Genomic DNA, 25,570 nt, shown 5'->3' with positions numbered 1-25,570 from the left:
GCAAAAGGGCGGGAATATCCCCGCCCTTTTTTGTTTCTGCCGTTTGCTGACTCAGTGCCAGATCAGCAGCCCAACCAGACTAATCACCACCAGCCCACACAACGCGCTGGTCAGGATAAACTGCCCCCGTACCCGCTCGCAGCGACGAATAAACTCATCATCGTGATGGTCGCGATAGCGCTGTGACCAGATGTACCGCACCAGCCGGACCTGTTTACCAGGCTGACCGTGTGAGGTAAAGAAGCCCGCGCCATCCACATATTGATAGAGCAAAGGATCGCACCCACGAAGCACCACTAATAACGCACGCAAAGAGGAAAAGTAGCGCGCCATATTCACCACACATACCACACAAAGAGCCCAGAAAAGCGCGATGGTGCTGATCATGATCCCCTCCCGACAGCCATCAAAGAGCTTATGCAGCGGGGTACGCCAGACAAGCCCTGCGATGAGTAGCCAATCACCTCATTAAACCAGACTGATTTTAGTTGTAACAGAAAAGCGACTGCTATTAGCGCATAACAGGTCGTTAATATCAGTGTAGGAGATCTGCTTAAATTTTTTCCAGCGATGTTTTACCTGACCGTCAGAAATCGAGAAAAATTCAGTATGATCCCGCTCGCAAACGGCGCGGCCTGGCCGCTCTGCCGTTAACAATTGGGGTTATAATAGAGGTGAAAATAATAACGTCGTCGATGCATTCCTCCCCATCAGGCGCGGCTCAGTGCATTAAACATTAGCAACGGATTTCAATGTGTTATGATGCAAAAAGAGAATTTTTTCGGCGGATATCCCTCCGCAACGAATGAAAGGAGTATCGTTATGTCTTACAAACACATTCTGATTGCAGTCGACCTTTCTCCGGAAAGCCAGCTGCTGGTCGCCAAAGCGGTGTCCATGGCACGCCCTTACGATGCCAAAGTGTCACTGATCCACGTTGATGTGAACTATTCCGATCTCTATACCGGATTGATTGACGTCAACTTAGGCGATATGCAAAAACGTATCTCTGAAGAGACCCATACCGCACTGACCGACCTCTCTGATAGCGCAGGCTACCCTATTTCTGAAACCCTGAGCGGCAGCGGCGATCTGGGCCAGGTGCTGGTCGATGCGATCAAAAAATATGATGTGGATTTGGTGGTGTGTGGTCACCATCAGGACTTCTGGAGCAAGCTGATGTCATCGGCTCGCCAGCTGATCAATACCGTGCACATTGATATGCTGATCGTGCCGCTGCGCGATGAAGAAGACGAATAAACAGAAAAGGGCGGAATAATCTCCGCCCTTTTTTCAGATGTTGTGCTGTAAAACCGCTTCTCGCTGGCGCTGTTCTGTCGGCGCGGAAGATCGTTCGCTTCACCCCGTAACGCTTGCGCTAAACGTCACTCTGATGAGCTGACGTTGGCTCCACGGAGTCGCCGGGCAGCGGTGGGTAGATATCAAAGCGGTGGCTTTTGGTCACCACAGCGGCCTGCGTAACCACGCCTGCCAGCGGAGGCGCATAATCCGGGCGTTTTACAACCACCCTTTTCTTCGCCAGCCGCCTCGCCGGGGCCAGCAGGCCATCCGCATCGTTATCCGCCCCCACCAGCGTCTGAAATACCCGCATCTCTTTCTTTACCAGCGCGCTTTTCTGCTTGTGAGGATACATCGGGTCGAGATAGACCACATCGGGCTTGTCGGCGATTTCGCTCAGAGCGTCAAGGCTTGAAGCGTGAATCAGCGTCAGACGTTGCCGTAGCCAGCCGCCAATTTCCGCATTCTGGTAGCCGCGCTGCAGACCGTCATCCAGCAGGGCTGCCACCACAGGATGACGCTCCAGCATCTGCACGCGGCAGCCTACAGAAGCCAGCACAAAGGCATCGCGCCCCAGACCCGCCGTGGCATCGATCACTGAGGGCAGATAGCCGCTTTTAATGCCCACCGCTTTTGCCACCGCCTCGCCCCGACCGCCGCCAAAACGGCGTCGGTGGGCCATTGCTCCCTCCACGAAATCCACAAAAATTCCGCCAAGTTTAGGCTCATCAAGCTTACGCAGCTCAAGGTGTGTGGCCGTCATAACCAGCGCCATCGGCGCGTCGGCATCATGCTCCAGCTGCCAGCGGGCGGCTAAAACAGATAAGGCGCCGTCTCCGGCGCCCGATTCATCCACTAAACAGATCTTCACTGCACGCTATTCCTGAATACCGTAATGTTTGAGCATGGCATCCAGCTGCGGCTCGCGGCCACGGAAGCGCCTGAACAGCTCCATCGGCTCTTCGGAACCCCCGCGCGTCAGGATGTTATCCAGGAAGGACTGACCCGTTTCGCGGTTGAAAATACCTTCCTCTTCAAAGCGCGAGTAAGCGTCAGCCGCCAGCACGTCTGCCCACAGATAGCTGTAGTAACCCGCAGCATAGCCACCGGCAAAGATATGGCTGAAAGCGTGTGGGAAGCGGCCCCAGGAAGGAGCTGGCACCACGGCTACCAGCTGTTTGATCTCTTTCAGCATCTCAAGGATTTGCGCGCCTTTGGCCGGGTCAAACTCGGCATGCAGACGGAAGTCAAACAGGCCAAACTCCAGCTGACGCAGGATAAACAGCGCCGCCTGGTAGTTTTTTGCCGCCAGCATTTTGTCCAGCAGCTCCTGCGGCAGCGGCTCGCCGGTTTCATAATGGCCAGAGATAAACGCCAGCGCTTCCGGTTCCCAGCACCAGTTTTCCATAAACTGGCTTGGCAATTCGACCGCATCCCACGGCACCCCGCTGATGCCTGCTACGCCCGGCGTTTCGATACGCGTCAGCATATGGTGCAGGCCATGGCCAAACTCGTGGAACAGCGTAGTCACTTCATCGTGGGTAAACAGCGCAGGCTTGCCCTTCAGCGGCCGGTTGAAGTTGCAGGTCAGGTAAGCCACCGGCTTTTGCAGGGAACCGTCGGCAAGGCGCATCTGGCCTACGCAGTCGTCCATCCATGCCCCGCCACGCTTGTTTTCACGCGCGTAGAGATCGAGATAGAAGCTGCCGCGCAGCTCGCCGCTCTCATCAAACAGGTCGAAGAAACGCACGTCGGGATGGTAAACGTCCACATCCTTGCGCTCTTTGGCAGTGATGCCATAAATACGCTTAACCACTTCGAACAGGCCGTTAACGGCACGCTCTTCCGGGAAGTAAGGACGAAGCTGCTCGTCGCTGATAGCGTACAGGTGCTGCTTCTGCTTTTCGCCTAACCAGGTTAAATCCCACGGATTCAGCTCATCCATTCCGTACTCTTTTTTCGCAAAGGTGCGCAGCTGCTCCAGCTCTTTCTCTGCCTGCGGCCGGGCGCGTTTTGCCAGATCGGTCAGGAAGTCAGTCACCTGAGCAGGGTTTTCGGCCATTTTCGTAGCCAGTGATTTATGCGCATAAGAGTCGAAGCCCAGCAGCTGAGCCAGCTCGTGGCGCAGCGCCAGCTCTTCCGCCATCACTTCGCTGTTATCCCATTTGCCCGCATTCGGCCCCTGATCGGAGGCTCGCGTGGCGTAGGCGCGGTACATCTCTTCGCGCAGCGCCTGATTGTCGCAGTAGGTCATCACCGGCAGATAGCTTGGGATATCCAGCGTCAGCAGCCATCCCTCCTGCTCTTTGGCTTCCGCCTGCGCCTTCGCTGCACCCAGTGCGCTTTCCGGCATACCGGAGAGTTCGCTTTCATCAGCGATCAGCTTGCTCCAGCCCATGGTGGCATCGAGCACGTTATTGCTGTATTTCGAACCCAGCTCAGAGAGGCGTGCAGCAATTTCGCCATAGCGCTGCTGTTTTTCTTTGCTTAAACCAATACCGGAGAGTTCAAAGTCACGCAGGGCATTATCGACGGCCTTTTTCTGTGGCGCGCTCAATCCGGCGTAGCTGGTCTCTTTCAGGTTGCGATAAGCCTGATAGAGGCCTTCGTGCTGACCCACCCAGGTGCTGTACTCTGAAAGCAGCGGCAGCGTTTGCTCATAGGCTTCGCGCAGTTCCGGGCTGTTTTTCACTGAATTCAGATGGCTGACCGGGGAGAAAAGACGACCTAAGCGATCGTCCACTTCCGCCAGCGGCTGAACCAGATTATCCCAGGTATAGGGCGCGCCCTGAGCGACCGCTTTTTCCACCGCAGCACGGCAATCGGCCAGCGCCTGAGTCACAGCGGGAACCACGTGTTCGGGTTTGATCGCAGAAAACGGCGGAAGCGTAAAAGAAGTAAGTAACGGATTGGTCATTGCGCAGTCCTTGTTATGATGACTTGTCTGAGGCGCTGTTTAGCGCGCGATAAAGTTAACATGAGGCTAAGTGTAGTGAAAATCAATGGTGGGCAGGCGGGTAAAGGTGACGAAAGGTGTCGGTAATGGCGCATGCCGCACGGCGGCAGACGTTTGTTATTGCCCTCCTTAACGCGTTATTGATCTCAGTCACGGCTCACGCCACTATCTGATTGATTTCACCGGTTCGCAGTTGCCTGCTGTGGCCCGCCACCGCATAATTTTGCCGGTTTTTCTGCTTACTCACACGGAGTGTTGTTATGTGGTATCTCTTTGCTGCCTCACTGCTACTGCTTTCTTTCCACCGACGCGCTTCACTGGGGTTACTGGCAATAGCGCTGGTTCTGGCGACGATTGATGAAACGCTCCAGTGGCAGGCCCTCGGCGCCCTGGTTGTTATTGGGGCTGTCGCGCTCTGGCAAATGAGAATAAAAGAGCGAGGCACCACGGCTGTCGCTGGCGAAGCGCTGCTGCTGCTCAGCGCCGTCGCGCTGATGCTGCATTTTATTCCGGGCTTTAATAACTTGAAGATTATCAACGCCGTTAAAGTCGGACCGGAAAGTGCCCCCTTCAGCTTTTACTACAATTTCGATAAAGCCCTGATCCCCTTTGTGTTGCTAGCCTGCCTGCCCACGCTGCTGAAACGTCCGGCTGTGGGGCCAAAAAACCGGCTGTGGTGGCTGGTGCTGATGCTCACTATGCCGCTTCTGCTGCTGGTCGCCACGCTGGCCGGCGGCTTGCGTGTCGAGCTGCATCAGCCTGAATGGCTTGGCGCTTTTATGCTGGCAAACCTGTTCTTTGTCTCATTTGCGGAAGAAGCGCTGTTTCGCGGCTATCTTCAGCAGCGCGTCAGCCAGAAGCTCGGCAATCTCTGGGGCTTGTTGATTGCAGCGGTAATATTTGGTCTGGCACACCTTGCTGGCGGGCCGCTGCTGGTGTTCTTTGCCGCGCTGACTGGCCTTATCTACGGCCTGGCCTGGCTCTGGAGCGGCAGAGTGTGGGTCTCCACGCTGGTGCATTTCGCCTTTAATCTGCTGCATCTGCTGTTCTTCACCTATCCGGTCTGGCAACGCCTGCCAGGATAACAGAGCATTTTCAGCGCAGGGCGGTTATACTGGGGCCAACATGTGCCGCCACCGGCGGCACGCACCTCACTTCCCACCGGACAGATCCCAAGACATGCTGAGTTATCGCCACAGTTTTCATGCCGGCAACCATGCCGACGTTCTCAAACATACCGTTCAGAGCCTGATCATCACCGCGCTTAATGAGAAGGATAAACCCTACCTCTATCTGGATACCCATGCCGGGGCCGGGCGCTATCAGCTGAGCGGCGAGCACGCCGAGCGTACGGGTGAATATCTGGAAGGGATCGCCCGCATCTGGCAACAGGATGACCTGCCAGAAGAGCTGGAGAGCTATATCTCCTGCATCAAGGCGCTGAACCCGAACGGCAAGTTGCGTTATTACCCTGGTTCGCCGCTGATTGCGCGTCACCTGCTACGCCCTTATGACAAGCTGAACCTGACGGAACTGCATCCCAGCGACTACCCGATGCTACGCAATGAGTTCCAGAAGGATGAACGCGCCCGCACCGAGAAAGCGGACGGCTTCCAGCAGCTGAAATCGAAATTGCCGCCGCCGTCGCGCCGTGGTCTGGTTCTGATCGATCCCCCTTACGAGCTGAAATCGGATTATCAGGCGGTGGTAACCGGGCTGCTGGAAGGGTACAAACGTTTCGGCACCGGCGTGTTTGCGCTGTGGTATCCGGTGGTACTGCGTCAGCAGATCAAACGCATTACCAAAGAGCTTGAAGCCTCCGGCATTCGTCGCATTCTGCAGATCGAGCTGGGCGTCCGCCCGGACAGCGACCGCTTCGGCATGACCGCCTCAGGTATGATTGTGATCAACCCGCCGTGGAAGCTGGAGCAGCAGATGAACAACGTGCTGCCATGGCTGCTGAAGCACCTGGTTCCCGCAGGAACCGGCCACACCAAAGTCAGCTGGATTGTGCCGGAATAATCGGCCGCATCCCGGACGCATTAAATAGCAGAAGGGTGCCTGATTAAGCGCTGGAGAATAGCAGCGCCATTTCTGCTCTGCTACAACCTGAATACCGAGAAATCATGTGCCATCTCGGTATTCGGGAAAATCTCCCGGCATTCTGCCAGCAATCTTTCCGAATCCTCCCGCAGATAACGTGAACTGAGATGCGTGACAATCAGCCTTTTTGCCCCCGCCTGTTTTGCGGCCGTGGCTGCCTGTACGGTAGAAGAGTGCCCTCGCCCGTTGGCTTTCTCCTCCATCGCGGCTTCCAGCGTGGCTTCATGCACCATCACATCCGCCCCTGCTGCCAGTTCGCTGGTCGCAGGCGTAGGGCTGGTATCGCCGAAGATGGCCAGCGTCACGCCTTTTGTGGCGGGGCCAAGATAGGCTTTTCCCTCCACCACCCGTCCATCTTCCATCGTCACCGTCTTACCCAGCTTGAGCTGCTGAAACAGCGCGCCGGGCTTTATACCGTCGGCAAGAAGCCTTTCGGCATCCAGCGCGCCGGGCTTATCATGTTCTTCGATACGAAAACCGTAACACTCTACCGGGTGCGTCAGCGGATAAGCCGTCACGCGAAAATGCTCGTCATTAAACACTTCCCCCGCCTCTATCTCCATAATCTCCAGTGGAAAGGTGAGCCAGGAGCCGCTCAGGCTCAGGGTGGTGTCGACAAAGGACCTGATACCTTTCGGCCCGTATATCGTCATGGTATCGCTGATACCGTTCATCGATCGGCTGGTCAACAGCCCCGGCAGGCCAAAGATGTGGTCTCCGTGCAGATGGGTAATAAAAATCTTTTCGATTTTGCCGCTCTTCACTCTGGAGCGCATCATCTGATGCTGTGTCCCTTCTCCGCAGTCAAACAGCCAGCATCTGCTGCGCACGCCATGCAGATTCAGCGCAATGCTGGTGACGTTGCGCTGGCGGCTGGGCGTACCCGCGCCGGTTCCTAAAAATAGCAGTTCCATCCGGTTTCTCTCAGCCCTTGTAGCCGTTAAAAAAGTGAGGGGGATCGCAGTAAAACAGGATTATTGCGCATTTCATTGCCCCCGCCCTATTACAATCATAGATGCAAACTTTGCGGCATTTAACCGAGTGGCGTTACACTACTGCCAATTCATTTCACTAACTTTGGAATTCCCGATGACCAGACATTATGACTATCTTGCCATTGGCGGCGGCAGCGGCGGTATCGCCTCTATTAACCGTGCGGCTATGTACGGCCAGAAATGTGCGTTGATCGAAGCGAAAGATCTTGGCGGTACCTGCGTGAACGTCGGCTGCGTTCCGAAGAAAGTGATGTGGCACGCGGCGCAAATCGCTGAAGCTATTCACCAGTATGGCCCTGACTATGGTTTCGATACCACCGTCAACAGCTTTAACTGGGGCACGCTGGTAAAAAACCGCACCGCCTATATCGATCGTATTCATACCTCATACGACAACGTGCTGGGTAAAAACAATGTTGACGTAATCAAAGGTTACGCACGCTTTGTGGATGCGCATACCGTAGAAGTGAACGGCGAAAAAATCACTGCCGACCATATCCTGATCGCCACTGGCGGCCGTCCAAGCCATCCGTCGATCCCTGGTGCGGAATACGGTATCGATTCTGACGGCTTCTTTGAGCTGGATGCTCTGCCAAAACGCACCGCTGTCGTGGGCGCTGGCTATATCGCGGTTGAAATCGCAGGCGTGGTTAACGCGCTGGGTTCAGAAACGCACCTGTTTGTGCGTAAGCATGCGCCGCTGCGTACTTTCGATCCGCTGATTGTTGAAACGCTGGTTGAAGTGATGAATGCTGAAGGGCCGGAGCTGCACACTGACTCTGTTCCTGAGGCGGTGATTAAAAATGGTGACGGCAGCCTGACGCTGAAACTGGCAAACGGCAAGGATCAGACGGTTGACTGCCTGGTCTGGGCCATTGGTCGTGAGCCAATGACTGATAACCTGAACCTGGATGTCACCGGCGTGAAGCTGAACGAAAAAGGTTACATCAGCGTCGATAAATACCAGAACACCAACGTTCCGGGCATCTATGCCGTGGGCGACAATACCGGTGCGGTTGAGCTGACGCCGGTAGCCGTTGCCGCAGGGCGTCGTCTGTCAGAACGTCTGTTTAACAACAAGCCGGAAGAGCACCTGGATTACAGCAACGTGCCAACGGTGGTCTTCAGCCACCCGCCAATCGGCACCGTGGGTCTGAGCGAGCCAGAAGCGCGTGCAAAATATGGTGATGACGAAGTGAAAGTCTATAAATCCGCTTTCACCGCCATGTACACCGCAGTTACCCAACACCGCCAGCCGTGCCGCATGAAGCTGGTTTGCGTGGGCAAGGATGAAAAAATTGTCGGTATTCACGGTATCGGTTACGGCATGGATGAGATGCTACAGGGCTTCGCCGTGGCGCTGAAGATGGGCGCAACCAAGAAAGACTTCGACAACACCGTCGCTATCCATCCGACCGGTTCTGAAGAGTTCGTTACCATGCGCTAATGCGCTAAGCACCAAAAGAAAAAGCCAGCGAATGCTGGCTTTTTTTATGCGCTATTTTCCACAGACGGATCACGATTTTTTATTCGCTGAGGAGAGAAAATTTTACAGGCTGGGGTAAAGCGCAGGGGTCGCGCTGCACAATCTTCCGCCTCTTTCAGCCCAACGCCCTGACAATCCTATACAAAAACCCTGTTTATTCCCCGCCTCGTTCGCGTATTATTGACACAAATTTAAATACGAATCATTAGCATTCAATAATTATCCCCCTTTCACTTTCAGGAGAGAAAATGAAAATTCGTTCAGCGCTGGCATCATTACTGGTGGTAACAGGATTAGCGATGGGATCTTTTCAGCCCGCTTTAGCGGCTGAAAAAACAGAAACGATATCAGTCGAGCATGCGCAAGGAACAACGCAGGTGCCGCTCAACCCGAAAAAGGTGATTATTCTTAACCCGGCAACGCTGGATAATGCCGATGCGCTGAAGATTCCGGTAGCGGGCGTCCCCAAAAACAGCGCCCACCTTCCCCCCTTTCTGGCGAAATATCAGAGCGAAGATTACCTGAATGCAGGCACCCTGTTTGAACCTGATTATGAGGCGCTGGTGAACGCCAGACCGGATCTGATTATTGCTGGCGGCCGCGCCCGCGATGCGTATGACAAGCTTAGCGAAATCGCGCCCACTATTGCGCTCGATACAGACCCGCAGCATTTTGTCGCCAGCCTGACGCAACGCACAAAGCAGCTGGCGGCCATTTTTGGTAAGCAGGAGCAGGCAAAAACGCTGCTGGCAGACTTTGATGCGAAGATTGCCGCGATCAAAGCGAAGTCAGCGCAGGCGGGCACCGCCATGGTTATTATGATCAACGGCGGGAAAATGTCGGCCTATACTCCCGGTTCCCGCTTTGGCTTTATCTATGACGCTTTAGGGTTTGCGCCTGCTACCAGCTTCAGGCAAACCGGCCGCCACGGTAACGTCGTCTCCCCGGAGTTTATTCTGCAAACCAATCCTGAATGGCTTTTTGTGCTGGATCGCGATAACGCCATTGGCCGCAAAGAGGGACAGTCTGCTCAGCAGGTGCTGGATAACCCGCTGATCCGCAAAACCAACGCATGGCAGCATCAGCATATTGTCTACCTTGACTCTGCTTCGCTCTATATCGCTGGCGGTCTGCAAAGCTACAGCCAGCTGATGGAGACTATCAGTACCGCGCTGGATTAACGCAAGGCCCTTTTCACAGATGAAAAACCTGACTTTTGTTGCCGGGCTGGCAGCTCTGCTGGGCCTGATGGTCTGGAGCCTGTTTGTAGGCGCAGGCCCGATGAGCTGGAGCGGGATCTGGCACGATGAAGATATGCGCGACATCTTTCTGCTCAGCCGCGTACCCCGCACGCTGGCGCTGCTGCTGGCAGGCAGCGCGATGAGCGTGGCGGGGCTGATTATGCAAATGCTGACGCAGAACCGCTTTGTGGAACCCTCAATAGCGGGAACCACGCAGTCGGCCAGTCTGGGCCTGCTGCTGGTGATGATGGTGAATCCCGCCGCCTCCGTGCTGACGAAAATGGTGATTGCGGTGATGTTTGCCATGGGCGGAACGGCGTTATTTATGACGATGCTGCAACGGATGCGTATCAAAACCCCGCTGATGGTGCCGCTGACCGGCATCATGCTTGGTGCTATTTTCAGTTCGGTGACCACTTTCCTGGCGATGGAGTCTGACCTTCTGCAATCGCTGGGCGGCTGGGAGTCGGGTGATTTCTCCGGCGTGCTTCAGGGGCGTTATGAACTTCTCTGGCTGGTTGGCGCGCTGACCCTGGTCGCGATGCTGATTGCCGACAGGTTCACCGTGGCAGGAATGGGGCGGGAATTTTCCGTCAACGTTGGCCTGAACTATCACTCTATTTTGCTGACCGGCATGGCGATTGTCTCTGTCATCAGCGGCGTGGTGGTGGTGGTGATCGGCGTGCTGCCGTTCCTCGGGCTGATTGTGCCCAATATCATCAGCCTGGCGATGGGCGATAACCTGCGCAGAACCCTGCCCTGGGTCGCCTTATGCGGCGGCGGGTTGGTGGTGCTGTGCGACATCGTCGGGCGGCTGATTGTCTGGCCGTTCGAGATGCCGGTCAGCGTCATTCTTGGCGTGATCGGGGCGCTGGTGTTTCTCTGGCTGCTGACAAGGAGGCCGCAACATGCAGGCTGATACCTCTTTATCCGCGCCGTTGCCCGCAACCAGGAAGCCTTCTCCCCATAAACGTCTGCTACTGCTTGCCGCCATGGCGCTTGCGGCCATGGTGCTGTTTATGACGGTGAATCTGCATGGCAATCTGCGCTATATCCTTGTTCACCGTGGCCTGATTCTGGCCACCATGCTGCTGGTAGCGTTCGCCGCTGGCGTAGGTACGCTGCTGTTCCAGACCGTCACCAGTAATCGCATCCTGACGCCCTCCATTATGGGCCTGGAAGCGCTGTTTATCCTGATTCAGACCGCACTGATCTTTTTTATCGATGCGGATGGCTTCAGGATGCTGGGAATCGTTGGCAAATTTCTTTGTGAAACCTCGCTGCTGCTGCTGTTTTCAGTGATGCTCTACCGCTGGCTGCTGGCTGGCAGAGGTGCTGATTTACATAAAGTTTTGCTGGTGGGTCTGGTATTTGGCACGCTGTTCCGCAGCCTTTCTGGCCTGATGCAACGCCTGCTGGCGCCAGGTGAATTTGCGGTGTTGCAAGGGCGGGTGTTCGCCACCTTTACCCGCGCCGCGCCGGAAATTATTGCTCTCTCTGCGGTAATTGTGCTGCTGGCCGCAGTGGTTATCTGGCGTCTGCGACATCTGCTGGATGTGCTGGCGCTGGGCCGGGAGGCGGCTGTTAATCTTGGCGTGGCTTATCAGCAAAAGGTGATGGCCGTACTGCTGCTGGTTTCCCTGCTGGTGGCAGTCTCCACCGTGCTGGTTGGGCCGCTGACGTTTTTGGGGCTGCTGGTGGCAAACCTCAGTTACCAGATTATCGGTTCGCACCGTCACCAGTATCTTCTGCCTGGCGTGATCCTGACGGGTATCATCACGCTTGTCGGCGGTCAGCTGGTGCTGGAGCGTCTGCTGAACAGGGCGGGCACGCTGTCCGTGGTCATTGAGTTCGCTGGCGGCGCACTGTTCCTTTATCTGTTGATCAGGAAGACAACGAAGTGATCGAAATAAACGGTGTCGTAAAAAAATATCAGCAAACTACGGTGCTGGACAATATCAGTGAATCTCTGCCGGATGGCGGGCTGACCTCGATTATTGGCGCGAATGGCGCAGGGAAATCAACGCTGCTGGCAGTGATGAGCCGTTTGCTCCAACCGGAAGCGGGCAGCGTCTCGGTAAAGGGGCTGGATGTGCAGCGTACCCCAGGCAGGCAGCTGGCAAAAGTGCTCTCTGTTCTTCGCCAGGAGAACCATTTTACCGGCCGTTTGACCCTGTATGACCTGGTGAGCTTTGGACGCTATCCCTGGTCGCAGGGACGACTGACGCAAGAGGACTGTAAGCATATTGATGCCGCCTTACTCTTTCTGGATCTGATGCCGCTGAAGGCACGCTATCTTGATGAACTCTCTGGTGGACAGCGGCAGCGGGCGTATGTCGCGATGGTGCTCTGTCAGAATACCCAATATGTGCTGCTGGATGAGCCGTTAAATAATCTCGATATCCGGCACAGCGTGGCGATGATGAAACAGCTCAGACGTGCTGTGGATGAGCTGAAGAAGACCATCGTTCTGGTGATCCACGATATCAATTTCGCCTCGGCCTATTCGGACCATATTATTGCGATGAAACAGGGCCGGATCCTCTATCGCGGCACGCCGCAGGCGATCATGACCTCTGCGGTGCTCGGCGATATTTTCGATACTGAGGTCACTATCGAGCAGATCCACGGCCAGCCCGTGGCGGTATATTATCGTTGAGAGCTGAGCCAGTTTTTAAGCAGACGCGTAACGATCGGCATCCACAAAAAGACCACCAAAGCCACCACTGAAGCATCGTTAAGAAGATGTCCCCAGTGCGTTCCTTTCGCAGCAGGCAGGAGCAGCCCCCAGAACCAGGGAACAAGGTTGGTGGAAGGATAAATCACCGCCAGCGTTACCAGATACTGCTTCCACCGCGCCGGAGCAGGATGAGCAGCGCTCGCCGGCGTAAACCAGAATGCCGCACCGGGACGCAGTTCGATATGCTCCTGAGCGCTGAGCAGCGGGGCCAGCTCTGCTATCCTGGCTTTGCGCCGATCCGATTTTATCCAGTGATAAAGATTCACCAGGTTATCGAAACGGATCAGCACCGTATAGGTCATCTCGCCATGTACCGGACGAAGCACGTTCACCCCAAGATGGCCGAGGGAGAGCGCGGCTTCCGGCATGATAGCCTCAAGCCAGCGCTCATATTCTTGCTGTTTGTCCGCCAGCACGCTGTGCGTGATCACCAGGGTGATATGCTCGGGTTGATGAGGGTATTCCACCGTTATCTCCTTCACTGAAAATCGCCGGGCCGGGAAAGAGCGCTGATTTCCTTCGCGCCAGGCATTTAGAGGTTGCGTTGCGTAGGGAAACAATACGAAATAGCAACGGTGGTTGATAACGGAAAGATTTTGGGTTGTTGTTCAACGAATTTTGGGATTGATAAAGGCCATGAGACTGAACCTTGAAGCGCTGCTGATTCTGGATGCCCTCGATCGCCATGGCACCTTCGCCGCCGCCGCCGCCAGGCTGTTTAAAACCGCTTCTGCCCTGAGCTATACCGTGCAGAAGATGGAAAGCGATCTCAATATCAAATTGTTAGATCGCTCTGGTCACCGGGCCACCTTCACGCCCACAGGACGACTGATGCTGGAAAAAGGGCGGGTGTTATTACGCGCGGTCAGTGAGCTTGAGCAACAGGCGCAGTATGTGGAAAGCGGCTGGGAGAGCAAACTCACGATAAGCGTGGATGCCTCGGTGCCGTTTGCGCTGCTGACGCCGCTGGTCGATCGCTTTTATCAGGAGCACCAGCACACGCAGCTGCTGTTTCGTCAGGACGTGCTGGCAGGCTGCTGGGAAGCGCTGAGCTATGGCGATGCGGATATCGTGTTTGGCGCCGTGCAGGAACCCGCTACCCGCAGCGGTATCGACTGCGTGCCGGTTGGCTGGCTGGAATATCTGTTTGCCGTTGCGCCTGAGCACCCCCTGGCAAAGCTGCCCGAGCCGTTGCTGCGCGACCAGGTTCGTCAGTACCGTGCGGTAGTGGTGCGCGATACTTCTCGACACGCAGCCGGGACGGACTTACGCGTGCTGGATGAACAGAAGATCCTCAGCGTGCATGATTTCGGTGCAAAGGTGCAGGCCCAGCTCGCCGGACTGGGATGCGGCTATCTGCCTCGCTACCTGGCTGAACCCCACCTTGTCAGCGGTACGCTGGTGGAACGCCGGCTGGAGAGTGAAACGCGTCGCGATCGGGCTTTCCTGGCATGGAATGAAAACGCCACCGGCAATGCTGCTTTGTGGTGGCGGGAGAATCTGCAACGTTTTGAAGGGTTGAGCAGCGTTTACTGCATCGACTAACGCAGCGAACCCGCTATCTCTCATGACGATGGCAGGTTTACTCGTTTTATCACTCCCTGTCCGCGCCAGAATGGGCGGCAGAGAGTGATGCCTTTCCGCAGTATGAGCCTGAACGTAAGCAGGCCGCCAGACTTCAGACGACCTGCTCTGGCACTATTTCAGACGGGCGGGCGCGTTATGCACCATGGTGTAGGCATAATCCACACCCATGCCGTAGGCGCCGCTGTGTTCGCGCACCAGATCCATCACCGCATCGTAGGTCTCTTTACGTGACCAGTCACGCTGGTACTCCAGCAAGACCTGCTGCCAGGTCACCGGCACTGCACCGGCCTGTACCATGCGGTCAACAGAACGCTCATGCGCATCCACGCTGGTGCCGCCAGAGGTATCCGTCACCACATAGACTTCAAATCCCTCTTTCAGCGCCATCAGCGCCGGGAAGGTCAGACAAACTTCCGTCCAGAGTGCAGAGATAATCAGCTTTTTGCGGCCGGTCGCTTTGACTGCTTCGACAAAAGCCGCATCTTCCCAGGAGTTCATGGAGGTGCGTTCAATCGGCTTCACCTCAGGGTGCACCGCCAGCAGTTCCGGCCAGATAAAGCCGCTGAAACTCTCTGTTTCTACCGAGGTATAAATCACCGGCACGTTAAAAACTTTGCCCGCTTTGGCTAACGCCACGGTATTATTTTTAAGCTGCTGGCGGTCGATGTTGGCTACGCCGAAAGACATCTGCGGCTGATGGTCGATGAAAATCAGCGTGGAGTTCTGTGGGTCAAGCAGGTCGAGTGTAGACATTTTAAAATCCTCTCAAAGCGTAGTGTGGGTGACGTAATGTCGTTATGTTGTGCTGTTGGAACTCACAATACGGCAGGCCACACCGGGCTGATAGCGGAAAGAATTTGGCAACTTGTTGAGAAATTTTTGACAGAGTGGAAACGGCAAATAGCGAGCACGATCAGTGGGATAACTTGATAAAAAACCTTTAACAAGTCATCAAAAAATCCTGACTATGGCGGGAAAAAGAGGCGCGTTGCGGCGTTATCTGCGGGCGTCCAGCCAGATGGCGTAGGCTTCATCCCACAGGGCGGCTGGCGTGCCCGCTTTGCCTAAACCGAAGCCATGTCCGCCACGGGTGATGTTGATCTGCTCCACCGGCACGCCCATTCTGCGGCAGGTATCATGCATGATCACGGTGTTGTGAGGATTGGAAATCGGATCGTCTTCCGCCTGAGCAAGAAACGTTGGCGGGAAGTGCCGGGTCACGTAATTTTCTACTGACCAGTTCGCCTCCTGATTCGCAGAGGCATTTTTCCCGACCAGCTGCTGATGCGTCATGGTATGCGTATAGGGAGGCTCCAGGGTGATCACGGGATAGATTAGCCCGACGCTGTCTACCACAGGAACCACCTGATCCAGCGCATCCTGAGGTTCATAAGTCACAAAATCTGGACGGGCAGCCGCCATACCAAAGAGGTGACCGCCCGCCGAGAAGCCCAGCAGATGCACCTTTCTTTCCATTGAGCGAACCAGACGAATAGCACGCTGCGCATCCTGCAGCGGCGCCAGACTCGCGGCATGCCACTTCTCGTGCGGCAGACGATAGCTGAGGACGTAGGCCGTATAACCACGGGCGTTCAGCCAGCGCGCGACGGGCCAGGCTTCTCCGCCCATGCCAATCCAGCGATAGCCGCCGCCCGCCGCAATCAGCACGGCCGACCCGTTAGGGTTTTCCGGCTGGAAACGCTGGATCGCCGGGCTGACAATATTCGACCATGAGCCATTGGCAGAAACCCGCAGGTTTCCGCTCGGTCCACCGCCGCCCGGTGGGTCATCCTGCCAGAGCGGAATAATGTCTTCTCTGGCAAACAGTTTTCCGGTGGTCATGGCAAGTAAAGTGGCGCCGGTGCCCATTATCAACCGACGACGACTAATCATCTGGCATATCCGTCCTCAATAAACAGAGACCCATTACATTCTGTGAAAAACTCATGCAATGAAGATGCCAGTAAAAAAAGGCGACAATCGCCATTTCACTGGATGGAAAAGGAGTGTTATCGGGAATATCTGTGTTTATCGGCATGAGGTAACGGCTCTTCACCGCTTTTTATGCGATCTGGCCCGTCTGATGCAAGCAAAAATGTGATCTGACCGAAAAAAGTCTTCTGCCCGTGTCAGCCGGGCAGAGAGGGGATCAGTGGCTGTTGGCTTTATCTTTGCGTGACAGGCTGTCGAGATAGCCCATAACAAAGGCGGAGAGCACAAACGTCAGGTGAATGATCACGTACCACATCAGTTTATTATCAGGGATATTTTTAGCATCCATAAACACCCGAAGCAGGTGGATGGAAGAGATAGCGACAATTGAGGCGGCCACTTTATTTTTCAGCGAGCCGGAGTCCATTTTGCCCAGCCAGCTGAGCTTTTCTTTATGGTCGTCAATATCGAGCTTTGAGACAAAGTTCTCGTAGCCAGAGAGCATCACCATCACCAACAGCCCACCCACCAGCGTCAGGTCGATCATCGACAGTAACACCAGCACCAGATCGTTTTCCGCCATGGCCAGCACGTTGGGCAGCAGGTGAAAAACTTCCTGGAAGAACTTGATCGCCAGCGCCAGCAGCCCTAAAGAGAGCCCAATATAAATTGGCGCCAGCAGCCAGCGAGAAGCATAAATGAGATTTTCAGCAAAACGTTCCATAGCTTTCCGTAAGCAATTCAACACGAGCGTCAGTATAACTGAGGAAGTATTGCATTACGCTAGCAGGGCTGGCCGGAATTTAAGTGATTTTACGTTAGCGGCTCCGTGCCGATAAATTCACAGCGTTAGCAGAGCCGACTTCATCAACTTGCTTCATGACTCGCTGAACCTGACGATCGTAACCGGCTACCCCCTGAGTCAGGTCATAGCCCGATCCGGTTTCAGTAAAGCAGCTGCCCGGATCGCACGGGATAATCTTAACGGGCGCATGCAGCGCAGCGGTAGCGGCAAAAACCGGGCTGCTCATCACCAGAGTAATAAGCAACAGTGTCTGTTTTTTCATGGATGTATCAATTTATCAAGTAAGAGGGTTGGCCTGACTCAGTGCCATTCACGATGCTGGTTGCGGTAATCTCTTGGCGTAACGTTAAAATGCTTTTTAAAGACGCGCTGAAAACATTGCTGGGAGGAAAAACCAAGATCCATGGAAATGGTCATAATGGTTTTATGTGAGCTGACCAGGCTTTTTGCCGCTTCATCCAGCCTGCGGCAGCGGATAAAGGTGCCAAGCGTCATGCCTTTCTTCTCTTTAAAAGCGCGTTGCAGGTGCCATTTTGAGTAACCTGAACGTGCCGCTACAGCTTCAATATTTAATCCATCGTCCAGATGTTGTTCAATCCAGTCGATAATAACCTCTACGATTTCGCCTTTCACTTGACCTCTCCCCTGACAACAGCCTGCACGAAGCCGTCGCCACTTGCGCGATGAATTTTATAAGTTTATGTTTTTATTGGAAAAACTAGAGATATGCAAAAAATACTGCAACATATCAAAAGAAGATGGTGCGAATGTTATAAAGAAGAATAAAATAGTTCAAATAGATATTTTAAATCTTCCTTAATAGATAACCTCTATAGGCTGTTGTTATGCTGGATCTTAACCTTGTTCGCGTTTTTACGGCTATCTATGAAACACGCAGCGTAAGCGGTGCCGCGGAGCGGCTGTTTATTACCCAACCTTCCGCCAGCTATGCGTTATCCCGCCTGAGAAATGAAACCAATGACGAACTTTTCAAGCGCAGCCGTACCGGTATGCAACCTACGCCGACGGCCGTCCAGCTCTATAAAGTCTTTAAAAAATCGCTGACCGGCATCGAAAAAGCCGTGGCCGACACGCAAACCTTTGTTCCCGCTACCTCGCGGCATAAATTCCGCCTGGCGCTTTCAGATTTAGGCGAGCTGTTGATATTGCCCAGGCTGGTTGCTGCGCTGCGCGCCGTAGCGCCTTCGATCCAGCTGGAGGTGATTGCGGTAGATACTGTGAGACTTAACGACTGGCTGCTGACCGGCAAGATTGATGCCGCTATCTGCAACCGTAATGAGACCGTCTCTTCCGCGCAGCGTGAGCTGATTTTATACGAGCGCTACGTCTGCCTGCTGAACAGCAACCATCCCCGGATTGGTGCAACGCTCTCGCTGGATGAGTATATGCAGGAGCAGCACATCATTGTCGCGGCCACCAGCGGTCATCACAGCGTGGAAGATCGGCTGAAAGAGTATGGTCTGGAGCGAGACATTGCGCTGGAAGTCCCCCATTTTGCGGCATTAGGTGAACTTATCGCCTCCAGTGAACTGCTGGTTACTCTTCCCTCGCTGGCAGCCAAAATCTACCTGCGCCGCGGCAATGGTCGCCTGCTTGAGCTGCCGTTTCAGGTCCCAAACCAGGAGGTTTTTGTCTACGCGCACACGGAAATTGGCGATATCACCGCTAAAACCTGGTTTTATAATTTCCTTAAAGAGACCGGCCCCAGCATGATGGACCCCTGAGCGGATCAGCGCCTGCCATAGATAAGTCTGGTAAGAGAATCCTCGACAGAGAGCACATTCCTGCAAAGCCTTTTTGCGCGCCAGCCCTACAGTTGCAGGAATGTGAACCGCCTCATGCCAGGCTGTGACTCTGGCTGAATTCGACCCTGAATTTCCGCGCTTATTTCGACAAAAGCCCAATGACCAGCCCGCCAGGGCACTCCTATAGTTGACTGAACACGAATTAGCAGAGGCGCCCTACACTCTCCTGCCCGCCTGAATTACTGGCTAATGCTAATGACTGAATCACTTCATCTGCCCCGGCGATAATAAATAAAAGGGTCATTACTATGACGGCTAAAAATGGGTCGCATGTCCGCGTCTGGATATTAATGTTGATATTATTCCTGTCGGTTATTGCCTATGCGGACAGATCTATTCTGTCGATAGCGGGCGGGGCTATCAAAGATGAATTCGGCCTCTCGCCCATTCAGTTGGGGTTTGTGCTCTCCGCCTTTAGCTGGGCCTATGTGATTGGACAGATCCCCGGCGGCTTATTTCTGGACCGCTTCGGCACCAAAAAAGTGTATGGCGTCACGCTGGTGTTATGGTCCCTCTCCACGCTGGCGATGGGCTTTGTGGGGGAATTTGCCAATGGGATCACCAGTGCATTAATTATCATGTTCAGCCTGCGCTTTGCCCTGGGGCTGATTGAAGCACCCAGCTTCCCGGCAAACGCTCGCGTGGCCATTATGTGGTTCCCCAAAGCTGAGCGGGGTCGCGCCTCCTCTCTTTTCGCCTCTTCACAATACTTTGCCGTTGCCATTTTCTCTCCGCTTTCCGGCTGGCTGGTTTCTGAGTTCGGCTGGCCCTGGCCCTTTTTTGTGCTGGGCGCCATCGGTCTGGCCGCCCTCTTTGCCTGGCTCTGGTATATGAAAGAACCACGTCTGCACCCCCGCGTCTCCTCCCAGGAGCTGAACTATATTGTTGAGGGCGGTGGGCTGATTGATATCGATTCCACTGAGGCGAGAAAAGATAAAAACCGTGTTTCACGGGCAACCTTCCGTAAATTACTGACCAACCGGATGCTCTGGTGCGCTTATATCGGGCAATATTGCACTATCGCGCTGAGCTATTTCTTTATTACCTGGTTCCCTATCTATCTGGTGCAGGCGCGGGGGATGGATATCCTGCATGCCGGCTTTGCCACGGTGGCACCTGCGCTGTTTGGTTTTGCGGGCGGGATTTCGGGCGGCATTATCTCAGACTACCTGATCCGCACCGGCTGGTCGGTCTCCTGGGCGCGTAAAACGCCCTATATCGTCGGTATGCTGATGGCCGCCACGCTGATAGCCGCTGCCGGTGCCAACAGCAATTTCTGGGTGATTGCCATTATGTCTTTTGCTTTCTATGGCAAAGGAATTGCGGCGGGTGCGGGCACCTGGGCGATCATCAGCGATACCGCGCCGAAGGAGGCCGTTGGCCTGGCGGGCGCTATCTTTAACTGCGTGGGCAACATTGCCGGCATCGTCACGCCTGTTATGTTTGGTTATCTGGTTGCGCTTACCGGCAGTTACAGCGTGGGGCTGATCTTTGTTGGCGCGCATTGCATCGTCGCGGCGATCTGCTTCCTGTTTATTATGGGGCCAATTGTCCGCGTAGGCGGTGAAACGCCAGAGGAGAGTCAGCGTTATACGCTGACGGATGGCGTGCGCTAAGCGTCCTGCCATCGCACGGGTTTAGCGCCGCGTGCGATGGCGTCATCAGCCGTTGATCTTCGCGCTGAAAACCTTCACCTTAGGGCTTCCGGTACGGACTCCCGTACGTACAATCTCCACGGAGTGCTTCTATGTCTCTTACCCTTCTGACGCAGCTGGCCGATCTTCCCGCCAGTCAGTGGGATGCCCTGACGCCAGACGATCAGCCGTTTATCAGCCATGCCTTTCTCAGCACCCTGGAAGAGAGCGGCTGTCTGGGCAAAGGCAGCGGCTGGCAGCCTGAACATCTGCTGTGGAAAGAAAAGGGAGAAGTGCGGGCGGCGCTGCCCGGCTACCGCAAATTGCACTCCAGAGGGGAATACGTTTTCGATCACGCCTGGGCCGAGGCCTGCGAGCGCGCCGGTTTACCTTACTATCCTAAGTGGCTCGCTGCCGTGCCGTTCAGTCCGGTCACTGGCGCCAGGCTGCTGGGAGAGGCCGAAGCGGGCCGCCAGCTGCTGGAAGCCATACCCGACTTTTTGCGCCAGCGCCAGTTGCACAGCGCGCATATCAATTTCGGCAACAGGCAAACGCGCGAGCTGCTGGCAGAAAAGGCGCAGTGGCTTCCCCGGCTTGGTTGTCAGTACCACTGGCACAATCCCGGCTACCGCGATTTTCAGGACTTCCTGGATACGCTGATGTCGCGCAAGCGCAAGCAGATCCGCAAAGAGCGAGAGCTGGTTGCCAGCCAGGGGTTTGAGTTTGAGTGGCTGACGGGTAGCCAGCTCAGCGAATCCCACTGGGACTTTGTCTATGCCTGCTATGCAAACACCTACGCGGTGCGCGGCCAGCGGCCCTATCTGACCCGGACCTTTTTCAGTCTGCTGGCAGAGAGAATGCCGCAGGCCATCCGGGTTGTGTTCGCCACGCAAAACGGGCTGGCAGCGGCAATGGCTTTCAGTCTGCTCGACGGGACCACGATGTATGGCCGCTACTGGGGCTGTCTGGAAGAATTTAACCGCCTGCATTTTGAAACCTGTTTTTACCAGGGTATGGATTATGCCATTGCGCAGGGACTGCAGCGTTTTGATGCCGGAGCGCAAGGGGAGCATAAGCTGATCCGCGGCTTTGAACCGGTGATCACCGAATCCTGGCATTATCTCCGCCATCAGGGTCTGCATGAAGCCGTAGCGGATTTTCTACAACAGGAACGTGCCGGGGTAATGGCCTGGGCAGAAGAGGCGCGTGAAGCTTTACCTTATCGTCGCCAGACGAAAGAGAACTGAAAATATCGGGTAGATTAATATCAAACGGTGAAATCGCCACAAAGCGACTGCGAGGGAGAGTGGTGCAGATAAACCTATTCGTAGCGCTGAGGTAAAGTCCCTTATTGCCAGCAATGGCCCTGCATCAGCAGGGCCATTCTGGTTAATCCTCGCCCACAAAGCCGCCGGTCTGGTGCGCCCAGAGACGGGCATATAATCCTCCTTTCTCCAGCAGCTCGCGGTGGCTGCCCATCTCGGCAATGCGGCCTTTTTCCAGTACCACCAGACGGTCCATTTTGGCAATGGTCGACAGGCGGTGCGCGATGGCGATGACCGTTTTACCGCCCATTAACGTTTCCAGACTCTCCTGAATAGCCGCTTCCACTTCAGAGTCCAGCGCCGACGTGGCTTCATCCATAATCAGGATCGGCGCATCTTTCAGCAGCACCCTGGCGATGGCGATGCGCTGACGCTGCCCGCCGGAGAGTTTAACCCCGCGCTCACCCACGTGTGCATCCAGCCCGTAACGGCCCTGCGGATCTGACAGCAGAGGAATAAACTCATCAGCTTTGGCCTGATGAATAGCGCGTTCAAGCTCCGCTTCTGTGGCGTGAGGGCGACCATAGAGCAGGTTGTCGCGGATGGAGCGATGCAGCAGAGAAGTATCCTGAGTAATCATGCCAATCTGCGCGCGCAGGCTTTCCTGGCTGACCCGCGAAATGTCCTGTCCATCAATCACAATTCGTCCGCCGTCCAGATCGTATAAACGCAGCAGCAGGTTGACCAGCGTGGACTTCCCTGCCCCCGAAGGACCAATCAGGCCAATCTTCTCGCCTGGCCGAATGGTGAGTTGCAGGTCATCAATGACCCGACGATCGCTACCATAGTTAAAATTAACGTGGTCGTAACGGATCTCACCACTGTGCACCTTAAGCGCTGGCGCTTTGGGCTTATCCGTGACGCTGACGGGCTGAGCTATTGTCTGCAAGCCATCCTGCACCATACCGATGTTCTCGAAAATGCCGTTAACCACCCACATGATCCAGCCGGACATATTGACGATACGGATCACCAGTCCGGTGGCCAGGGCAATCGCCCCCACGCTGATTAAAGAGTGCGTCCAGAGCCATAACGCCAGGCCGGTGGTGCTGACGATCAGCAGACCATTCAGCGTGGTGACCACCACGTCCATGTTGGTTACCATCCTGCCCTGCTGGCGGGTTTTCTCGGTCTGGTCACCAATGGCTTCACGGGCGTATGCGCGTTCCAGATCGCTGTGTGCAAACAGTTTGAGGGTGGTGATATTGGTGTAGCCATCCACAATGGTGCCCATGAGTTTTGAGCGGGCATCGCTGGAAGCCACCGACCGGGATTTTACGCGCGGCACAAAATAACGCAGGCTGATGATATAGCCAGCAATCCAGATCAGCAGCGGCACCATCAGCCGCCAGTCCGCTTCCGCAAACAGCACCAGCGCGGTGATCGCATAAATCAGCACGTGCCAGAGCGCATCTACCGCCTGCACCGCAGAATCACGCAGGGCGTTACCGGTTTGCATAATGCGCTGGGCGATGCGTCCGGCGAAATCATTCTGGAAGAAGTTCAGGCTCTGGCGCAGTACGTAATTGTGATTTTGCCAGCGGATCATACTGGTCATGCCGGGGTTGATGGTCTGGTGGACCAGCAGATCGTGCAGGCCGATAAAGATCGGCCTCAGCACCAGCGCCACCACCACCATCCAGATTAATTCAGTGGCATGATCGCGGAAAAAGGTGGCAGCGGGCGTGCTGTTAACCATATCGATAATGGTGCTGAGATAGCGAAACAGCGCCACCTCAATTAACGAACCAATCAGCCCCACCACCAGCAGCATGGCGAAGCTTTGCCACACCTGGCGAAGGTAGTAAAGGTAGAAGGCCCAGACGCTGTCGGGCGGCGTGGCGCTGGGCGCCTCCTGGAAAATATCGATCAGTTTCTCAAAGCGGCGAAACAGCATTACAGGCTCACTTTTACGGCTAAAAGAACTGATTTTAGTGCATATCTGGCGTGACCTGCGGCACGGAGTGCGATTGAATTATTTATAGACGATATCGAAATGCCAGGATGCACCGCATGCTCTGGCGTAGCGTTCCAGCGTTTTAAGACTGGCGCCAAGTGGGTTTTTTTCCAGTCTGGTGATCGCACTTGGCGCAATATCCAAACGTTCTGCCAGCTCTACTTTTGACAGTTTCGCCTTTTCTCTCATAGCGTGCAGCGCTTCCAATACCCGGAGTTCACGGTCAGCATCCTCATACGCCTCGCGTGATTCAGCGGTATTAAGCATGCGTTTTTTTAACGCTTTGATCGCTACTGGTTTCATTCAAAATCCTCCAGGCGTTGCCGCGCCAGCTTTATCGCGTTCGCGGGGGTTTTCTCGGTTTTCTTAATAAAAGCGTGAAGCAAATAAATATTTTGGTCTTTTACATAACAATATAGCGACCTGGCTATGACTGTTCCGCCTACCCGCAGTTCGAACAAGCCGCCACCGATCGCTTTACTGTGTGGCATCTTCAATTGCCCTTCCGTTTCGAGACGCTCAATCAATCTGAACATCTGACCTCGAAGGCGCCCCGGTAGATCTTCCAGTTCCTGAGCGGCCAATTCATGTGCTAAAACCTTGTACATGGCTCCTCCCTTTCAGCGGCATAAATATAACGCCAGGAGAAATTTCACGCAATAAGTTAAATTCTCTAAAAAGAGAAATTTACTTTTACAATAAAAAATACCAATGTAATTTTTCACCACCCCCAGGCTCCTACGCCCGAGAAAATCACGCCCCTTCCAGCGGCACCACTACCAGGCGGGAGCCGTACTTTGTCCGCTGTTTCAGCGTGGGCGACGCTTCGGTAATAATCTGGCTGACATCGTTTAACGGACAGACAGGAGCCAGCGCACGATAGCCAATTTTGGAACTGTCGGCCAGCACTACGGTGTTCTCCGCCGCACGGATCATCGCCTGTTTAACCGGAATTTCAATTGTATTGATGTTGGTGATGCCGCTGTCAAAATGCACGCCTTCAGAGCCGAGGAACGCCCAGTCAACGTGGATGCTGTTGATTTTATCCACCGTCTCCTGTCCTACCAGCGTATAGACGCTCTCCAGCATCAGTCCACCAGCCACATGCACGGTGATACCGGGATGGCTACCAAGCGCCATCGCCGTATAAATATCGTTGGTCACGACCGTCAGGTTTTTCTTCTCCTTGAGCGCCAGTGCCAGCGCATAGACTGAAGAACCGTTATCGAGGATCAGCGATTGTCCATCCTGCACCAGGCTGGCAGCATACCGGGCAATGGCCGTTTTCGCCGCGGCGTTCATCAGCAGCCGCTCGTTGAAGGGCGTATCCCGACCGTTTTCTGATTCAACCGGTAATAACCCGCCGTGCGTGCGCATTACCTTACCGGTTTTTTGCAGCAGGGAGAGATCCCGGCGTATGGTTGAGCTGTCCACGCCAAAGATTTCTGAAAGCTCGCCCGCATTCAGGTAGCCGCGTTCGGCGATCATTTCAACAATTTGTGCTCTGCGTTGTGCCGCTGTCATCCCTGCTCCTTTTATCTCTTTTGCACACTTTCATGCATATATTGGCTTACAACGTGCAATCTGTCACCTGAGAACCGCATCACAGGCGGTAAAATTAATCAAATTGCACAAAATAGCAGCTTGACTGCACGAATTCGTGCAGATATGTTTAAAGTCATCA

Annotated in this window: 26 protein-coding genes; 12 read left to right on the top strand and 14 right to left on the bottom strand. The window is 54.8% G+C overall.

The features are described from left to right. Positions 1 to 51: 51 nt before the first annotated feature. On the bottom strand, positions 52 to 387 hold the full coding sequence (gene uspB / locus SD961_RS04820; protein ID WP_306209734.1) for a universal stress protein UspB: 336 nt from the start codon (positions 385 to 387) through the stop codon (positions 52 to 54). Between the two features lie 435 nt (positions 388 to 822). Here uspB and uspA point away from each other — a divergent pair, with 435 nt between their 5' ends. After that, a complete protein-coding gene (gene uspA, locus SD961_RS04815; protein ID WP_318789252.1) occupies positions 823 to 1,260 on the top strand; it encodes a universal stress protein UspA in 438 nt (145 codons plus the stop codon). Positions 1,261 to 1,378: 118 nt separating this feature from the next. Here the strand turns inward: uspA and rsmJ are convergent, their stop codons facing one another. Then, the gene (gene rsmJ, locus SD961_RS04810; RefSeq protein ID WP_318789251.1) at positions 1,379 to 2,170 is read right to left on the bottom strand and encodes a 16S rRNA (guanine(1516)-N(2))-methyltransferase RsmJ; all 792 of its coding nucleotides are present in this window, start codon (positions 2,168 to 2,170) and stop codon (positions 1,379 to 1,381) included. Between the two features lie 6 nt (positions 2,171 to 2,176). Then, the gene (prlC, locus tag SD961_RS04805; RefSeq protein WP_318789250.1) at positions 2,177 to 4,216 is read right to left on the bottom strand and encodes an oligopeptidase A; all 2,040 of its coding nucleotides are present in this window, start codon (positions 4,214 to 4,216) and stop codon (positions 2,177 to 2,179) included. Positions 4,217 to 4,515: 299 nt separating this feature from the next. On the opposite strand from prlC, the gene SD961_RS04800 reads away from it, so the two are divergent. Next, the gene (locus tag SD961_RS04800) at positions 4,516 to 5,340 is read left to right on the top strand and encodes a CPBP family intramembrane glutamic endopeptidase (RefSeq protein ID WP_318789249.1); all 825 of its coding nucleotides are present in this window, start codon (positions 4,516 to 4,518) and stop codon (positions 5,338 to 5,340) included. Between the two features lie 94 nt (positions 5,341 to 5,434). Continuing rightward, positions 5,435 to 6,277, top strand: a complete 843-nt coding sequence (locus tag SD961_RS04795) for a 23S rRNA (adenine(2030)-N(6))-methyltransferase RlmJ (protein WP_318789248.1) — start codon at positions 5,435 to 5,437, stop codon at positions 6,275 to 6,277. Between the two features lie 80 nt (positions 6,278 to 6,357). Here SD961_RS04795 and rnz read toward each other — a convergent pair whose 3' ends face one another. Beyond that, positions 6,358 to 7,272: a ribonuclease Z gene (gene rnz / locus SD961_RS04790; protein ID WP_318789247.1), complete on the bottom strand. Its 915-nt coding sequence runs from the start codon at positions 7,270 to 7,272 to the stop codon at positions 6,358 to 6,360. A gap of 175 nt (positions 7,273 to 7,447) precedes the next feature. On the opposite strand from rnz, the gene gorA reads away from it, so the two are divergent. The 5 genes from gorA to SD961_RS04765 all read left to right on the top strand — a co-directional run bounded on the left by gorA (position 7,448) and on the right by SD961_RS04765 (position 12,739). Further along, positions 7,448 to 8,800, top strand: coding sequence for a glutathione-disulfide reductase (gorA, locus tag SD961_RS04785; protein ID WP_318789246.1), 1,353 nt, complete (start codon positions 7,448 to 7,450; stop codon positions 8,798 to 8,800). A gap of 287 nt (positions 8,801 to 9,087) precedes the next feature. Next, entirely contained in the window at positions 9,088 to 10,020 is a 933-nt protein-coding gene (locus SD961_RS04780) for a siderophore ABC transporter substrate-binding protein (protein WP_318789245.1), read from the top strand. Positions 10,021 to 10,039: 19 nt separating this feature from the next. Next, positions 10,040 to 10,999, top strand: coding sequence for an ABC transporter permease (locus SD961_RS04775; protein WP_318789244.1), 960 nt, complete (start codon positions 10,040 to 10,042; stop codon positions 10,997 to 10,999). Next, positions 10,989 to 11,984 carry an iron chelate uptake ABC transporter family permease subunit gene (locus tag SD961_RS04770; protein WP_318789243.1) on the top strand — a complete coding sequence of 332 codons (996 nt, stop codon included), beginning with the start codon at positions 10,989 to 10,991 and terminating at the stop codon, positions 11,982 to 11,984. The genes SD961_RS04775 and SD961_RS04770 overlap by 11 nt, the downstream gene beginning before the upstream one ends. After that, positions 11,981 to 12,739 (top strand): ABC transporter ATP-binding protein, encoded by a 759-nt coding sequence (locus SD961_RS04765; protein WP_318789242.1) that lies wholly within the window; start codon positions 11,981 to 11,983, stop codon positions 12,737 to 12,739. The genes SD961_RS04770 and SD961_RS04765 overlap by 4 nt, the downstream gene beginning before the upstream one ends. Here the strand turns inward: SD961_RS04765 and SD961_RS04760 are convergent. After that, positions 12,730 to 13,287, bottom strand: coding sequence for an antibiotic biosynthesis monooxygenase (locus SD961_RS04760; protein ID WP_318789241.1), 558 nt, complete (start codon positions 13,285 to 13,287; stop codon positions 12,730 to 12,732). The two genes, SD961_RS04765 and SD961_RS04760, sit on opposite strands and share 10 nt — an antisense overlap. Before the next feature lie 169 nt (positions 13,288 to 13,456). Between SD961_RS04760 and SD961_RS04755 the strand changes: the two genes are divergently transcribed. Beyond that, complete coding sequence (locus SD961_RS04755) at positions 13,457 to 14,365, top strand: LysR family transcriptional regulator (RefSeq protein WP_318789240.1); 909 nt, start codon at positions 13,457 to 13,459, stop codon at positions 14,363 to 14,365. Between the two features lie 153 nt (positions 14,366 to 14,518). On the opposite strand, the gene SD961_RS04750 is transcribed toward SD961_RS04755, so the two are convergent. From SD961_RS04750 to SD961_RS04730, 5 genes are all read right to left on the bottom strand, one after another. Then, positions 14,519 to 15,160 carry a hydrolase gene (locus SD961_RS04750; RefSeq protein ID WP_318789239.1) on the bottom strand — a complete coding sequence of 214 codons (642 nt, stop codon included), beginning with the start codon at positions 15,158 to 15,160 and terminating at the stop codon, positions 14,519 to 14,521. A gap of 243 nt (positions 15,161 to 15,403) precedes the next feature. Continuing rightward, positions 15,404 to 16,300, bottom strand: coding sequence for an alpha/beta hydrolase (locus SD961_RS04745; RefSeq protein ID WP_318789238.1), 897 nt, complete (start codon positions 16,298 to 16,300; stop codon positions 15,404 to 15,406). 256 nt (positions 16,301 to 16,556) lie between these two features. After that, complete coding sequence (locus SD961_RS04740; protein WP_318789237.1) at positions 16,557 to 17,063, bottom strand: TIGR00645 family protein; 507 nt, start codon at positions 17,061 to 17,063, stop codon at positions 16,557 to 16,559. Between the two features lie 94 nt (positions 17,064 to 17,157). Beyond that, positions 17,158 to 17,406: a hypothetical protein gene (locus SD961_RS04735; protein ID WP_318789236.1), complete on the bottom strand. Its 249-nt coding sequence runs from the start codon at positions 17,404 to 17,406 to the stop codon at positions 17,158 to 17,160. Positions 17,407 to 17,444: 38 nt separating this feature from the next. Continuing rightward, positions 17,445 to 17,777, bottom strand: a complete 333-nt coding sequence (locus tag SD961_RS04730; RefSeq protein ID WP_318789235.1) for a helix-turn-helix domain-containing protein — start codon at positions 17,775 to 17,777, stop codon at positions 17,445 to 17,447. A 212-nt stretch (positions 17,778 to 17,989) separates the two neighbouring features. Between SD961_RS04730 and SD961_RS04725 the strand changes: the two genes are divergently transcribed. The 3 genes from SD961_RS04725 (at position 17,990) to SD961_RS04715 (ending at position 21,851) form a co-directional block, all read left to right on the top strand. Continuing rightward, a complete protein-coding gene (locus SD961_RS04725; protein ID WP_318789234.1) occupies positions 17,990 to 18,889 on the top strand; it encodes a LysR family transcriptional regulator in 900 nt (299 codons plus the stop codon). Positions 18,890 to 19,218: 329 nt separating this feature from the next. Next, the gene (locus SD961_RS04720) at positions 19,219 to 20,586 is read left to right on the top strand and encodes an MFS transporter (protein WP_318789233.1); all 1,368 of its coding nucleotides are present in this window, start codon (positions 19,219 to 19,221) and stop codon (positions 20,584 to 20,586) included. Between the two features lie 131 nt (positions 20,587 to 20,717). Continuing rightward, positions 20,718 to 21,851: a GNAT family N-acetyltransferase gene (locus SD961_RS04715; RefSeq protein WP_318789232.1), complete on the top strand. Its 1,134-nt coding sequence runs from the start codon at positions 20,718 to 20,720 to the stop codon at positions 21,849 to 21,851. A 142-nt stretch (positions 21,852 to 21,993) separates the two neighbouring features. Here SD961_RS04715 and SD961_RS04710 read toward each other — a convergent pair whose 3' ends face one another. From SD961_RS04710 to SD961_RS04695, 4 genes are all read right to left on the bottom strand, one after another. Then, positions 21,994 to 23,826, bottom strand: coding sequence for an ABC transporter ATP-binding protein (locus SD961_RS04710; RefSeq protein ID WP_318789231.1), 1,833 nt, complete (start codon positions 23,824 to 23,826; stop codon positions 21,994 to 21,996). Positions 23,827 to 23,904: 78 nt separating this feature from the next. Beyond that, entirely contained in the window at positions 23,905 to 24,189 is a 285-nt protein-coding gene (locus SD961_RS04705; protein WP_318789230.1) for a helix-turn-helix transcriptional regulator, read from the bottom strand. Beyond that, positions 24,186 to 24,494 (bottom strand): type II toxin-antitoxin system RelE/ParE family toxin, encoded by a 309-nt coding sequence (locus SD961_RS04700; protein WP_318789229.1) that lies wholly within the window; start codon positions 24,492 to 24,494, stop codon positions 24,186 to 24,188. Before SD961_RS04700 ends, SD961_RS04705 begins: the two co-directional genes overlap by 4 nt. Before the next feature lie 145 nt (positions 24,495 to 24,639). After that, positions 24,640 to 25,410: a DeoR/GlpR family DNA-binding transcription regulator gene (locus SD961_RS04695; protein ID WP_318789228.1), complete on the bottom strand. Its 771-nt coding sequence runs from the start codon at positions 25,408 to 25,410 to the stop codon at positions 24,640 to 24,642. Positions 25,411 to 25,570 lie beyond the last annotated feature (160 nt).

Source organism: Erwinia sp. MMLR14_017 (assembly GCF_033657285.1).
Classification (GTDB): domain Bacteria; phylum Pseudomonadota; class Gammaproteobacteria; order Enterobacterales; family Enterobacteriaceae; genus Erwinia.
The sequence above is the reverse complement of the archived record's forward strand: the minus strand, read 5'-3'. Positions and strand labels throughout refer to the sequence as shown.

What these genes read in the sequence shown, in the direction of transcription:
- uspB (WP_306209734.1), bottom strand. Translation starts at nt 387, where the DNA reads ATGATCAGCACCATCGCGCTTTTCTGGGCTCTTTGTGTGGTATGTGTG.
- uspA (WP_318789252.1), top strand. Translation starts at nt 823, where the DNA reads ATGTCTTACAAACACATTCTGATTGCAGTCGACCTTTCTCCGGAAAGC.
- prlC (WP_318789250.1), bottom strand. Translation starts at nt 4,216, where the DNA reads ATGACCAATCCGTTACTTACTTCTTTTACGCTTCCGCCGTTTTCTGCG.
- SD961_RS04800 (WP_318789249.1), top strand. Translation starts at nt 4,516, where the DNA reads ATGTGGTATCTCTTTGCTGCCTCACTGCTACTGCTTTCTTTCCACCGA.
- SD961_RS04795 (WP_318789248.1), top strand. Translation starts at nt 5,435, where the DNA reads ATGCTGAGTTATCGCCACAGTTTTCATGCCGGCAACCATGCCGACGTT.
- rnz (WP_318789247.1), bottom strand. Translation starts at nt 7,272, where the DNA reads ATGGAACTGCTATTTTTAGGAACCGGCGCGGGTACGCCCAGCCGCCAG.
- gorA (WP_318789246.1), top strand. Translation starts at nt 7,448, where the DNA reads ATGACCAGACATTATGACTATCTTGCCATTGGCGGCGGCAGCGGCGGT.
- SD961_RS04780 (WP_318789245.1), top strand. Translation starts at nt 9,088, where the DNA reads ATGAAAATTCGTTCAGCGCTGGCATCATTACTGGTGGTAACAGGATTA.
- SD961_RS04775 (WP_318789244.1), top strand. Translation starts at nt 10,040, where the DNA reads ATGAAAAACCTGACTTTTGTTGCCGGGCTGGCAGCTCTGCTGGGCCTG.
- SD961_RS04770 (WP_318789243.1), top strand. Translation starts at nt 10,989, where the DNA reads ATGCAGGCTGATACCTCTTTATCCGCGCCGTTGCCCGCAACCAGGAAG.
- SD961_RS04755 (WP_318789240.1), top strand. Translation starts at nt 13,457, where the DNA reads ATGAGACTGAACCTTGAAGCGCTGCTGATTCTGGATGCCCTCGATCGC.
- SD961_RS04750 (WP_318789239.1), bottom strand. Translation starts at nt 15,160, where the DNA reads ATGTCTACACTCGACCTGCTTGACCCACAGAACTCCACGCTGATTTTC.
- SD961_RS04745 (WP_318789238.1), bottom strand. Translation starts at nt 16,300, where the DNA reads ATGATTAGTCGTCGTCGGTTGATAATGGGCACCGGCGCCACTTTACTT.
- SD961_RS04740 (WP_318789237.1), bottom strand. Translation starts at nt 17,063, where the DNA reads ATGGAACGTTTTGCTGAAAATCTCATTTATGCTTCTCGCTGGCTGCTG.
- SD961_RS04735 (WP_318789236.1), bottom strand. Translation starts at nt 17,406, where the DNA reads ATGAAAAAACAGACACTGTTGCTTATTACTCTGGTGATGAGCAGCCCG.
- SD961_RS04725 (WP_318789234.1), top strand. Translation starts at nt 17,990, where the DNA reads ATGCTGGATCTTAACCTTGTTCGCGTTTTTACGGCTATCTATGAAACA.
- SD961_RS04720 (WP_318789233.1), top strand. Translation starts at nt 19,219, where the DNA reads ATGACGGCTAAAAATGGGTCGCATGTCCGCGTCTGGATATTAATGTTG.
- SD961_RS04715 (WP_318789232.1), top strand. Translation starts at nt 20,718, where the DNA reads ATGTCTCTTACCCTTCTGACGCAGCTGGCCGATCTTCCCGCCAGTCAG.
- SD961_RS04710 (WP_318789231.1), bottom strand. Translation starts at nt 23,826, where the DNA reads ATGCTGTTTCGCCGCTTTGAGAAACTGATCGATATTTTCCAGGAGGCG.
- SD961_RS04705 (WP_318789230.1), bottom strand. Translation starts at nt 24,189, where the DNA reads ATGAAACCAGTAGCGATCAAAGCGTTAAAAAAACGCATGCTTAATACC.
- SD961_RS04700 (WP_318789229.1), bottom strand. Translation starts at nt 24,494, where the DNA reads ATGTACAAGGTTTTAGCACATGAATTGGCCGCTCAGGAACTGGAAGAT.
- SD961_RS04695 (WP_318789228.1), bottom strand. Translation starts at nt 25,410, where the DNA reads ATGACAGCGGCACAACGCAGAGCACAAATTGTTGAAATGATCGCCGAA.